Genomic DNA, 11,077 nt, shown 5'->3' with positions numbered 1-11,077 from the left:
GGCGAGGTCAGTCCTCGTCGTCCTCGTCCTTGTCGTCATCGTCATCGTCGAGGTGCTCGTGCGTGTCGGCGATGCCGCGCTTCCAGTACCCGGTGATCGACGAGTGGTGCTTGGTCAGACCCAGGTCGTCTCGCACCCAGCGTCGGAGGGGCTTGATGGCGCCGGCCTCTCCCGCGAGCCAGACGAAAACCCGCGCACCATCGGGGATGTCGACGGCGAGAGCGCCGCGGATGAGGTTGTCGGTCGCCGCCCCACCGCCGTGCAGCCAGGTCACCGACACGCCCTCCGGCGTCTCCAGCGGCTGCTCCGATCCCGGCCCTTCGACCTCGATCACGACAGCCCCCGTTCGCGAGCGCGGACTCTCCTCCAGCCAGCGGGCGACCGCCGGAAGCGCGGTCTCGTCGGCGACGAGCACGTAGAAGTCGTAGTCGTCGCTGACGCGATATCCCCCGGGAGGGCCGGCGACGTGCACCCTGTCTCCCGGCCGCGCATCACGCGCCCAGTCCGACGCGAGCCCGCTCGCGTGCACGACGAAGTCGATGTCGATCTCCCGCAGATCGGGTCGGTGCGCGCGGATCGTGTACTCGCGGCTGGTCGGGATCGGACGAGGCCAGATGAGTTCGTCGCCGTCGGGGCGGGGCAGCCGCAACTCGCCTGTGTCGGGCTCGGGAAAGATGAGCTTCACGTGCTCGTCGAAGATCGCGCTCTCGAACCCTTCTGCACCCGAGCCGCCGAAGGTGAGTCTGATCATGGTGTCGGAGAGCCGGGTGGTGCGCACGACCTCGACCTCTCGGATGCGCACGGGGAAGTCGACGTACTCGACCGGAGCAGGGGCGACCGCGGTCATCGCGCCTCCTCCGCGGCCATCGCCTCGCGCAGGGAACGCGGGCGCAGGTCGGTCCAGGTCTTCTCGATGAACTCGAGCGTCGCCGCCCGGTTCGCCGGACCGAACACGATCCGCCAGCCGGAGGGGACCTCGGCGAACTCGGGCCACAGGGAGTACTGCTCCTCGTCATTCACGAGTGCGAGGAAGACGCCGTCCTCGTCGTCGAAGGGGTTGGTGCTCATGATTCGCCTTCCTGGGGTGCGGGGTGCGCCGCGGCGAGTGCCCCGGCGAGGATGTCGAGGGTGGGTCCGCCGACGAGATCGGCGTACTCGATCGCGCCGCCCGCATCGCGCACGGCGGTGAGGAGTCCGATCACGCGGACCGAGTCGAGCCCGTAGTCCCGGAGGTCCTCGTCCCCCTGGACATCGGCGAGATCGTCCGGCACGACGGCGGCGGCGAGCGCACGGGCGCGCTCGAGGGCTTCAGACGGTGACATGGGTTCCTTTCCTGTCGGCGGTGTGCGCTCCGGCCGACCTGTCGTGCGAGTGCTGGTTCTCTGCGGCTTCGGCCACCAGGGCGTCGGCGATCTCCCCCGCGCGCACGGCCGTCGTCGACAGGAGCGTCGACGTCAGACCGTGCTGGTGCTCGCTCTGTCCCACGAGCACCAGTCGCGCCGAGCCCGGCTCGGTGAGCGTGGCCGAGTGATCGCGGCGGAGCACCGGCCGACCGGCGTCGTCGCGGCGGAGGAGGTCGACGTCGTCCTGCAGCAGCTCCGCGGTGTCGAAGGGCCGGTAGCCGGTGCCGAACACGACGGCGTCGACATGGAGGGAGGTCACATCACCGTCGAGGTCCGACTGGACCCGCAGCTCCACAACGGACGGGGCCTCCTCCAGGGCGACGACGCGACTGACGCGGTGCAGCACCAGGCGCTCGCGGTCGAGCCAGGCATCGCGGTACATCCGGTCGAAGAAGGCGCGGATCACCGAGGAGCTGGCGACGCCGTTGTTGGCGTTCCGGTGGAGCACGTCGAGTCTGGCGCGCACCGCATCGGTGGCATCGAAGAGCAGGTCTACCGACGCCGGGTCGAAGATCCTGTTCACCAGGGGCCCCTGGTCGCTCGGCGCGACGCCGAACTGGGAGGAGATCACATGGACCGTGGCCTCGGGGAACCGATCGGACAGGTCGAGGGCGACTTCCATCGCGCTCTGCCCGGTGCCGACGACCGCGAGACGACGCGGAGCGCGCAGCTGCCCCACGCGGTGCACATGGTCGGCCGAATGCCACACGCGCGTGCCGGGGGCGATGCCGGCCGGGAATCGCGGCCGCAGTCCCGCCGCGACGATGACGCTGCGGGCGCGCACCGTGCGCACGCCGTCTGCAGACGCCACCAGCACGTCGAAGGCCTCGACCTCACCCTCGATGCGGACGGGGGTGACCCGTTCGACGCGGGATCCGTAGCGGACCACGTCGACGAACGCCTCGGCCACCCACCGCAGGTAGGCGGCGAACTCGATCCGCAGGGGCTCGGCGCACCCGCGGTTCGTGAAGTCGACGAGACGCTGACGTTGATGGAGGAACGCAACGAACGAGTAGGGGGAGACCGGGTTGCGGAAGGTGACCAGATCCTTGAGGAACGAGATCTGCATGCTCGCGTCCTCGAGCAGCATTCCCGGGTGCCACGTGGGCTCCTCCTGCGCTTCGAAGAACACCGCTTCGAGCGGTCTGCCCTCCTCCGCGTGCTCGCGCAGAGCGATCGCGATGGCCAGATTCGCCGGCCCGAATCCGACGCCGACGACATCGACGGTCTCGGGGACGTCCTTCCCCTCATCCAGAGCTGCCGCGTTCACGAACGGCTCCCCTCGTGTGCGGCGACCCCTCGACGGTCGACCTTGCCGACGCCGGTCGCGGGGAGCTCAGGCACGAGGGCGAAGACGTCGGGCACCTTGTATACCGCCAGTCCCACGGCGGCGAGATGACGACGCAGGTCGACGGGTCGCACCGGCGGGAGAACCCCCTCGGGGCCGGGGCGCAGCACGACGGAGGCGTGCACCCGCTCCCCCATCGCGTCGTCCGGCACCCCGACGACCGCCGCGTCGTGCACGTCCGGATGCGTGAGGAGCGCGTTCTCGATCTCCTCCGGCACGATCTTCTCGCCGCCGCGGTTGATCTGGTCCTTCGATCTGCCGACGACCGTGAGATAGCCGTCTTCCCGCTCGATCACGATGTCGCCGGTGCGGTAGAAGCCGTCGTCGGTGAACGATCGTGCATCGTGCTCCGGCGCGCGGAAGTAGCCGCGGATCGTGTACGGGCCGCGCGTCAGCAGGGCCCCGGGCGAGCCGGGCGGCACCGGACGGTCGGCTTCGTCCACGACGCGCACCTCGTCGTCCTCGCTGATGCGCAGGCCCTGGGTCGAGATCACGGTCTCGAGGTCGTCATCGAGCCGGGTGTAGTTCACGAGCCCCTCCGCCATGCCGAACACCTGCTGCAGACGACATCCGAATGCCGGCTCGATCCGCTCGGCGACGCTGCGGCTGAGCTTGGCCCCGCCCACCTGCACGACCTCCAGACTGCGCAGATCGTGCGACTGCCGCTGCGGGGCGTTGAGCCAGGAGAGGACGAGCGGAGGCACGGCGGGGACGATCGTCACGCCGTGCCGCTCGATGAGAGCCAGCACCGTGTCGGGGTCCGGGTCGGTGGTGAGGACGATGGTGCCGTGCGCCGCGATGATGCCGAGGATGCCCGGAGAGGACATCGTGAAGTTGTGCGCCACGGGCATCGCCACGAGCATGCGGCTGTGCGCGTGCAGCCCGCAGATGCGCGCGCTCTCGCGCACCGAGTAGAGGTAGTCGTCGTGGGTGCGGGCGATGAGCTTGGGCGTGCCGGTCGTCCCCCCGGACAGCTGCAGGAAGGCGATGTCCTCCGGCCGAACGGGGACGGTCTGCGCCTGCGTCCTCCCGTCGGACACGGCTTCGACGGCGCTCGCGAAGAGCACTCCGCGGACGCTCGGCACGAGGTCGGCGACCTCGGTGGCGAGTGCGGCGTGGTCGAACCCGCCGATGTACTCCGCCGTGACGATCAGGACGGCCTCGGATGTCCGGCAGAAGTGCAGCAGCTCGGAACGTCGATGCGCCGGCAGCGCGAACAGCGGGACCGCCCCCGCTCGGAACAGGGCGAACACCACGACGACGAACTCGGCGATGTTCGGAAGCTGCACGACGACCCGGTCACCGCGACGGATCCCCTGGTCGGCGATGAGCGCCGTCGCCAACCGGCCGACGCGTCCGTCGAGGTCGCGGTAGGTCCATGACCGGTCGCTGTCCACGATCGCGACGCTGTTCGGTGCCGCCGCGACCGCCTCGCGCAGCAGCGCGTCGAAGGTCGCACCGATCCAATGTCCCGCCCGCCGGTAGCGCTCCGCGAACTCCTCGGGATAGGGCACGACGCCCTCCACTGTCAGCGGTTCCACGCTCAGCGGCTCCACGGCGCTCATGCGGCACCCACCAGCGTGCGGCGACGCACCGGGGTGACGGCGGCGAGCGCACGCAGAGCGGAGCCGAGCTTGGCCGCGGTCTCGGCGTGCTCGGCGATCGGGTCGGAGCCCGACACGATCCCTGCGCCGGCATGCAGACGCGCGGTCGAACCCGAGACGTGGATCCCCCGCAGTGCGAGTGCCCATTCGCCGTCGCCCGAGGAGTCCATCCAGCCCACCAGCCCGGCGTAGAGCCCGCGGTCCTGCGGCTCGAGGATGCGGATGAGGTCGTGCGCGGCCATGGTCGGCATGCCGCACACGGCCGGAGTCGGATGCACGGCCCCCGCGACGTCGAGCACGGTGGTCCCCGGACGCAGGCGTCCTTCGATCGGCGTACCGAGATGCCAGAGGCGCGGCGTCTCGACGATCTCGGGTTCGCGGGGGACGGAGAGGGTCTCGGTGAACGGGCGCAGCCGCGCGGCGAGCTCGGAGACCAGCACCGCGTGTTCGTGGCGATCCTTGGCGGACGACCCCAAGGCCACCCGTGCGACATCGTCGGCGCGGGGGTCGTCGTGGCGAGCGGCCGTCCCGGCGAGCGGGAGGGAACGAAGGCGCGCGCCCTCGACCGCGGCGACCAGTTCCGGGGAGGCTCCGACGAGCACTCCGCCCGCGTCATCCGGCACGTGATACGCGTAAGCGGAGGGGTTCTGCCCCGCGAAGGCCCGGAACAGCGCGGCGGTGTCGATCGGATCGCCGGCCTCCAGGTCCATCGTGCGCGCCAGGACCACCTTGGTGACGATGCCGGCCTGGATCGCACGCAGCGCAGCACCGACCGCGATGCGATAGCCCGGGTCGTCCGGCGGGATGACGGCCGCGGCACGTTGCGCCGGTTCGGACGATGCGCCGACGATCGGTCCTGCCACGCCGTCGGCCGCCTCTTCGTCCTGGGCCGAGACCTCGACCACATGCTCCGGCACGATGATGTGCGCGGGAAGGGACGGGTCGAACGGGATGGCCCCCAGGGCGATCCGGGGGACGCCGTCCTCCGCCTCCGTCCGCCGCAGCATCGAGAGCACGGCATCGGCCAGACCCGGTCCCGCGGACAGCTCCCGCGGGAGCACCGCGCGTCGCCCGGTGCCGTGCCACCGTCGACGCCCATGGAAGATGACGTCATCCGATCCGTACATGTTCTCTCCTCACACTGCCTGCGGGTGGGTCCGGGAAGCCGGGATCTCCGGGTTCCCGCTCAGCACGCCGTCGCCCCGCCGTCGACGGTCAGCGTCTGCATGGTGATGTGCCGGGCGTCGTCCGAGATCAGGAAGGCGACGGCGGCGGCGATGTCCTCTGGTTCGGCGACGCGCCCCAGCGGGATGCCGTTGCGGAAGCGACCGGCGTCGCCGGCGATCGCTGCCGCCACCGCCTGCGCCGCGCGGTCGTCGCCGTCGGAGCGGACCCCGGCGGCGACGAGCATGGCCGTGCGCGTACTGCCGGGAGCGACCACGTTGCATCGCACTCCGTCGGCAGCGAGCTCGAGACCCAGTCCGATCGTGTACTGGGCGACCGCCGCCTTGGAGGCGCCGTAGCCGACCATGTCCGCCCTGGCGGTCGCGGCGGCGTTCGACGAGACCGTGACGATCGACCCGTGCCGCCGCCTCGCCATCCGCGTGCCCACCGCCGTCGACACCGTCGCCACGCCGAGCACGTTCACCGCGAGCATCTCGGCGAGGTCATCGGGATCCGCTTCGAACGCGGAGCCGGTACGTAGGATCCCCGCCGCGTTGACGAGCACATCGATGCTCGCTCCCGTCTTCTCGATCTCGGCGACCACGCCCTCGACCGCAGCACGATCGGTGACATCGACGACGACGTCCGTCCCCGGATCGCGGTCGAGGCCGATGACGGTGCGGCCGTCGCGCCGCAGTCGCTCGACCACCGCGGCGCCGATGCCTCCCGCTGCGCCGGTGACGAGGGCCACCGTGCTCATCGGGACGCTCCTGGCGCGTCGGAGGAGAGGGCGGCGAGCACCGTGTCGGTGTCGAGCACACGAGCGCATCGCTTGGCGGCGTAGTCCAGCGCGAAGAGGTGATCTTCGCGGGAGAAGTCCGCGACGGCATCGGCGACGAGGAACGGCCGGATGTCGTTCATGAACGCATCGGCCGCCGTCAGCAGGCACCCGATGTGCGCGTAGACCCCGACGATGACGAGCTGGTCCCGATGCTGGGCCGCGAGCGTCTCCCGCAGCGGCGTGCGGATGAAGGCGTTGTAGCGCCACTTCGTGAGGATCGTGTCTCCGGGAGCGGGGCGCAGCTCTGCCACGATCGCGGCGCTCTCCTGGTCCTGCAGGCCGGGGCCCCAGAACTCGGACAGCAGGCCGCGGTCGTCGGGAGCCTGCGCGGCCGGCTGCGCGGTGTAGATCACCGGGACGCCTGCCGCGCGCGCCGCATCGAGCAGGCGGGAGATGTGGCCAATGGCCAGCCCGACCGGACCGTCCGCCTCCGCGAAGGCGTCGACGAAGTACTGCTGCATGTCGTGCACGAGGATCGCGCTGCGGTTCGGGTCGACGGTCCAGTCGACGCGTCCCGTCGGATGCTCGTGTGCGCCCGGCACGTCGTAGGTCGCGATGCGGGGAAGCCCCATGTCACTTCCCTCCGTTTCCGGCCACGGCGTCGGCGAGCACCGGGACGAGCCGTTCCAGCAGCCAGGACTCGGTGAGCGGTGTCGGGTAGGCCAGGGGAGAGGCGAAGGCGTCGTCGATCACGGCGTAGTGACCGCCCTCGACCGCGGGGATCTGGCGGAACAGCGCGTCCTGCTCCAGGTCGGATTGCGTCAGCAGGCCTTCGTCGCCGAACGGATAGCCCATCAGCAGAATGTCCGCGTCGAGCAGATCGAGGTTCTCGCGGCTCACCGCGGCCGAGGTGGCGCTGAAGTCGGTGGCGCGCTCCGGAAGTGCGAGTCCGAGCTTCGTGAAGAACGTGACGTCGCTGCCCTCGTACGAGATGTAGGTGATCTGCTCGGGGTGGATGACCGCATAGGTGAAGGTCGTTCCGGCGAACTCGGGATGCGCGGCAGCGGCGGCGTCGAAGTCGGCGGCGATGCTGTCGATGACCTCCTTCGCCTGATCGCTGCGGCCGAGGGCGGTGGCAGCCGACTCTGTGCGCTGCTCCCAGGTCATCGTGCTCAGCCCGTCCGCTCCCGTGTAGGAGACGATCGGGGCGATCTTCGACAGCTGCTCGTAGTCGGCGTCGAGGGTCCAGCCGCTGGTGGCGAGGATCACGTCGGGCTCGGCCACCGCGATCGCCTCGTAGTCCACGCCGTCGGTGGAGTCGTAGGTCGTGAGCTTCTTCTCACCCAGTCCCTTCAGGGCGTCGATCTCCCAGGGATCGAGTTCGGCGTCGCCGTACTGCGGGCTGATCACCGGGACGATGCCGAGAGCCAACGCGATGTCGAGGTCCACCGAGGAGACCACGGCGACGCGTTCGGGCTTGCTCTGGAGCGTCGTCTCCCCGTACGGACTCGTGAGCGTCATGGGATAGCCCTCGCCCCCGCCGGCAGACGATGCCGGAGTGGCTGCGGAGGCGCCGCATCCGGCGAGCAGCGCGGTGCTGACGACGAGTGCGGCGGCTGCCGCGGTCAGGCGGCGGAGCACGGAGCGGGTCATGTGTCTCTTCTTTCTTCGGGGTGAGAGGAGGGCTTCAGAGTGCGAGGGCGACTTCAGAGTGCGAGGGCGACTCGCGTCACATCCCATGGCGTCCGCGCGGCAGCACGAGCGGCGCTCCGGTGTCGGGGTCGGCGATGACGCGGGCCTGCACCCCGAACACCTGCTCGACGAGCTCGGCGGTGATGACCTCGGTGGGCGGGCCGGAGGCGACGATGGTGCCGTCGCGCAGGGCCACGACGGTCGAGGCGTAGCGGGCGGCGTGCGCGAGATCGTGCAGCACCACGACCACGGTCGTCCCCTCGGCCACGAGATCGACCAGCAGATCGAGCACCTCGACCTGGTGGGCGATGTCGAGCGCGCTCGTCGGCTCATCGAGCAGGAGGAGCGGCGTCTCCTGCGCGAGCGCCATCGCGATCCAGGCACGTTGACGCTGCCCGCCCGAGAGCGTGTCCACCGGACGATCAACGAGGTCGGCCACGCCGGTGCGCAGGAGCGCCCTGGCGACGATCAGATCGTCGGAGGCCCGCGCGCTCCCGAACCGGCGATGCGGGTGACGACCACGCCGCACGAGCTCGGCGACCGTGATGCCCTCGGGTGCCACCGGGCTCTGCGGGAGGATCCCCAGCCGACGGGCGACCTCCCGCGTGGGCAGCGCATGGATGTCCGCGCCGTCGAGGAGCACCGATCCGGCCTGCAGGGGCACGAGACGCGAGAGGGCTCCGAGCAGCGTCGACTTCCCGGAGGCGTTGGGCCCGATGAGCGCGGTGATCCCTCCTCGGGCGATGAGTAGATCGAGGTCGCTCACTATCGTCTTCGCGGCATAGCCGGCGTGCACGCCGTGCGCGGCCAGTATCGGCTGCTCCGCGCTGCCCACGTCGGGGGGAACGGACGAAGCCTCATCGAGCACGGTCATCAGGCATCCGCCTTCCGGGTCAGGAGCAGGAAGATGAGCACGGGGGCGCCGATGAGTCCGGTCACGACTCCGGTCGGCACCGGACTCACGAACGGCGCGGATTGCGCGACCATGTCGGAGAGCAGGAGCAGGGCGGCGCCGACCAGCGCGGCGGGGAACGGCCCGCCCTGACGGACCAGCCGGGAGGCGATGGGTCCGGACACCAGCGCGAGGAACGCGATCGGACCGACGACGCTCGTGGCGATCGCGGCCAGCAGAGCTCCGAGAAGCAGCGCGGCGACACGAATGAGTCCGACTCGCGTACCCAGACCTCTGGCGAGCGGATCGCCCAGCCGGATCGCGTCCAGCGAGGGGTCGATGAGGGCGACGGCGCCGATCCCGACGGCGAGGGCTGCGGCCAGGAGCGCGACATCGGACCATTGGGTGCCGGCCAGCGACCCGATCATCCAGCGCATCGCGCGCGTCGACGTCATCGTGTCGGCGAACGTCAGCAGGTAGCTCGTCACGGCGGCGAAGCACGCCCCCACCCCGATACCCACGAGCACCAGCCGGTAGGTGGACGATTCCCGCTTCCAGCTCAGACCGAAGATCACCAGCACGGCGAGGACGGCCCCGACGACAGCCCCGCCCTGGACGGCGATGCCGGTCCCGCCGAGCCCCACCAGCACAGCGACCGCCCCGGCACTCGCCCCGCTGGAGACGCCGATGATGTCGGGCGTGGCCAGCACGTTGCCGATGAGACGCTGGTACACGACACCCGCCATGCCGAACAGCGCGCCGACGAGCACGGCGGTGAGCGCGCGGGGCAGCCGGGACTCCCACACCACGAGTCGACCGACGACCGTTCCCTCGCCGAAGAGCGCATCGAGCACCGCACCGGGCGAGAGCTCCGCACTCCCGCCGACCAGGAGCTCGACCGAGAAGGCGGCGAAGACTATGACGACGAGAGCCGCGAAGACTGCGGAGACCCGAAGCCACGTGCGCCGTCGCACATCCCTCAGAAGCCCGACGACGGCGCCTTCCGCCTCCTTCGGGCGTCGGACGTGCATGCCGACCGTGGATGCCACGGTGCCGGTCCCGCTCATGCCTCGACCAGCTTCCTGGTGCGCGCCAGAACGACGAAGACCGGTGTGCCGACCACGGCGGTCATGATGCCGACGGCGATCTCCCCGTTGCCGGGAGTGATGCGCCCCGCAACGTCGGCTGCCAGCAGCACAGCGGCCCCGCAGACCATGCCGAACGGGACGAGCAGCCGTTGATCGGCGCCGACGATGAGACGCCCGAGGTGTGCTCCGATCAGACCGATGAAGCCGATCGGTCCCGCCGCGGCGACGGCGGCGGCGCAGAGCAGGACGGCCACGAACGCCACCCCCAGCTGCGCTCGACGCACGCGGACGCCGAGGGCAGCTGCCGTCGACTCGCCCAGTGCGAGGGCGTTCAGCGTGGCGCCGCAGAGGAGGGCGAGGACGATCCCGGCGACGGCGAAGGGCCAGAGCTCCGGAATGGTCTCCCCGCGCCCAGCGAGCTGCCCCACCGACCAGAACCGGTAGCGCGAGAATGCCGTGTTGTCCCGGACGATCAGGAGGTTGATCACGGCGGCGAGCATCGCGGCGGTCGCCGCTCCCGCCACCACCAGGCTCATCGCCGTGGACGCTGCACGGGAGAGCCGCGAGATCGAGAAGACCAGGGCAGCGGCGATCCCCGCGCCTGCGAGGGCGAACCAGAACGTCGCACCCACGCCGGTGAGGCCCATCAGCACGATCCCCGCCACGACCGCGCACGCCGCACCCATCTCGACGCCGAGGATGCCCCCGTCGACCAGTGGGTTGCGGGTGAGCCCCTGCATGAGCACGCCGGCGCCGCCGAGGCAGGCCCCGACGAAGAGGCCGAGGATGGTCCTCGGCAGTCGCTCGGTGATCACGACCGTGGCCTCGAAGTCGCCGTCCGGGGTACCGCGCAAAGCAGCGGCCAGCGCTCGGACCACGACATCGGGGGCGATGTCCCGGGCCCCGATAGCGAGCGAGAGCAGCGCGGCGACCGCGAGGAAGAGGAGGAGTGCGGTGAGACCGATCAGCCTCCGGCGCATGCTCGAGCGGACCGGTCCGAGGACGGCACGAGGGTCCGTGGCGATCTCCTCAGCGACCTTCCGCTCAGAGGCATCCGCCGTCTGGGTCGTACTCACCTCGTGCCCTGCTCCCCTCAATCCCGATC

12 protein-coding genes are annotated in these 11,077 nt (G+C 70.7%); all 12 read right to left on the bottom strand.

All coding sequences use genetic code 11. The features are described 5' to 3' along the window. Positions 1-7: 7 nt before the first annotated feature. Positions 8-847 carry a siderophore-interacting protein gene (locus tag HDC31_RS00330; protein WP_113681470.1) on the bottom strand — a complete coding sequence of 280 codons (840 nt, stop codon included), beginning with the start codon at positions 845-847 and terminating at the stop codon, positions 8-10. Next, complete coding sequence (locus tag HDC31_RS00325) at positions 844-1,068, bottom strand: MbtH family protein (RefSeq protein ID WP_058631979.1); 225 nt, start codon at positions 1,066-1,068, stop codon at positions 844-846. The genes HDC31_RS00330 and HDC31_RS00325 overlap by 4 nt, the downstream gene beginning before the upstream one ends. Further along, on the bottom strand, positions 1,065-1,322 hold the full coding sequence (locus HDC31_RS00320) for a phosphopantetheine-binding protein (RefSeq protein WP_113681471.1): 258 nt from the start codon (positions 1,320-1,322) through the stop codon (positions 1,065-1,067). Before HDC31_RS00320 ends, HDC31_RS00325 begins: the two co-directional genes overlap by 4 nt. Further along, on the bottom strand, positions 1,309-2,673 hold the full coding sequence (locus HDC31_RS00315; RefSeq protein ID WP_058631977.1) for a lysine N(6)-hydroxylase/L-ornithine N(5)-oxygenase family protein: 1,365 nt from the start codon (positions 2,671-2,673) through the stop codon (positions 1,309-1,311). The genes HDC31_RS00320 and HDC31_RS00315 overlap by 14 nt, the downstream gene beginning before the upstream one ends. Continuing rightward, complete coding sequence (locus HDC31_RS00310) at positions 2,670-4,316, bottom strand: (2,3-dihydroxybenzoyl)adenylate synthase (protein WP_179515700.1); 1,647 nt, start codon at positions 4,314-4,316, stop codon at positions 2,670-2,672. The genes HDC31_RS00315 and HDC31_RS00310 overlap by 4 nt, the downstream gene beginning before the upstream one ends. Next, on the bottom strand, positions 4,313-5,482 hold the full coding sequence (locus HDC31_RS00305; protein ID WP_113681472.1) for an isochorismate synthase MenF: 1,170 nt from the start codon (positions 5,480-5,482) through the stop codon (positions 4,313-4,315). Before HDC31_RS00305 ends, HDC31_RS00310 begins: the two co-directional genes overlap by 4 nt. A 59-nt stretch (positions 5,483-5,541) precedes the next feature. Continuing rightward, positions 5,542-6,279: an SDR family oxidoreductase gene (locus HDC31_RS00300; protein WP_179515699.1), complete on the bottom strand. Its 738-nt coding sequence runs from the start codon at positions 6,277-6,279 to the stop codon at positions 5,542-5,544. Beyond that, positions 6,276-6,932: an isochorismatase family protein gene (locus HDC31_RS00295; RefSeq protein WP_113681310.1), complete on the bottom strand. Its 657-nt coding sequence runs from the start codon at positions 6,930-6,932 to the stop codon at positions 6,276-6,278. The genes HDC31_RS00300 and HDC31_RS00295 overlap by 4 nt, the downstream gene beginning before the upstream one ends. A 1-nt stretch (position 6,933) precedes the next feature. Beyond that, the gene (locus HDC31_RS00290) at positions 6,934-7,953 is read right to left on the bottom strand and encodes an ABC transporter substrate-binding protein (protein WP_113681311.1); all 1,020 of its coding nucleotides are present in this window, start codon (positions 7,951-7,953) and stop codon (positions 6,934-6,936) included. 76 nt (positions 7,954-8,029) lie between these two features. Then, positions 8,030-8,866: an ABC transporter ATP-binding protein gene (locus HDC31_RS00285; RefSeq protein WP_058631971.1), complete on the bottom strand. Its 837-nt coding sequence runs from the start codon at positions 8,864-8,866 to the stop codon at positions 8,030-8,032. Next, a complete protein-coding gene (locus tag HDC31_RS00280) occupies positions 8,866-9,951 on the bottom strand; it encodes an iron chelate uptake ABC transporter family permease subunit (RefSeq protein ID WP_058631970.1) in 1,086 nt (361 codons plus the stop codon). Before HDC31_RS00280 ends, HDC31_RS00285 begins: the two co-directional genes overlap by 1 nt. Further along, the gene (locus tag HDC31_RS00275; RefSeq protein ID WP_218867271.1) at positions 9,948-11,048 is read right to left on the bottom strand and encodes an iron ABC transporter permease; all 1,101 of its coding nucleotides are present in this window, start codon (positions 11,046-11,048) and stop codon (positions 9,948-9,950) included. The genes HDC31_RS00280 and HDC31_RS00275 overlap by 4 nt, the downstream gene beginning before the upstream one ends. Positions 11,049-11,077: the final 29 nt, after the last annotated feature.

It is taken from the genome of Microbacterium sp. JAI119 (genome assembly GCF_013410135.1).
In the GTDB taxonomy this organism is placed as follows: domain Bacteria; phylum Actinomycetota; class Actinomycetes; order Actinomycetales; family Microbacteriaceae; genus Microbacterium; species Microbacterium oxydans.
This window is presented reverse-complemented; position numbering and strand designations above follow the sequence as displayed.

Bases quoted from the DNA above. Each gene is read 5' to 3' on its own strand.
- HDC31_RS00325 (WP_058631979.1), bottom strand. From the start codon at position 1,068: ATGAGCACCAACCCCTTCGACGACGAGGACGGCGTCTTCCTCGCACTC.
- HDC31_RS00300 (WP_179515699.1), bottom strand. From the start codon at position 6,279: ATGAGCACGGTGGCCCTCGTCACCGGCGCAGCGGGAGGCATCGGCGCC.
- HDC31_RS00305 (WP_113681472.1), bottom strand. From the start codon at position 5,482: ATGTACGGATCGGATGACGTCATCTTCCATGGGCGTCGACGGTGGCAC.
- HDC31_RS00310 (WP_179515700.1), bottom strand. From the start codon at position 4,316: ATGAGCGCCGTGGAGCCGCTGAGCGTGGAACCGCTGACAGTGGAGGGC.
- HDC31_RS00290 (WP_113681311.1), bottom strand. From the start codon at position 7,953: ATGACCCGCTCCGTGCTCCGCCGCCTGACCGCGGCAGCCGCCGCACTC.
- HDC31_RS00280 (WP_058631970.1), bottom strand. From the start codon at position 9,951: ATGAGCGGGACCGGCACCGTGGCATCCACGGTCGGCATGCACGTCCGA.
- HDC31_RS00295 (WP_113681310.1), bottom strand. From the start codon at position 6,932: ATGGGGCTTCCCCGCATCGCGACCTACGACGTGCCGGGCGCACACGAG.
- HDC31_RS00320 (WP_113681471.1), bottom strand. From the start codon at position 1,322: ATGTCACCGTCTGAAGCCCTCGAGCGCGCCCGTGCGCTCGCCGCCGCC.
- HDC31_RS00285 (WP_058631971.1), bottom strand. From the start codon at position 8,866: ATGACCGTGCTCGATGAGGCTTCGTCCGTTCCCCCCGACGTGGGCAGC.
- HDC31_RS00330 (WP_113681470.1), bottom strand. From the start codon at position 847: ATGACCGCGGTCGCCCCTGCTCCGGTCGAGTACGTCGACTTCCCCGTG.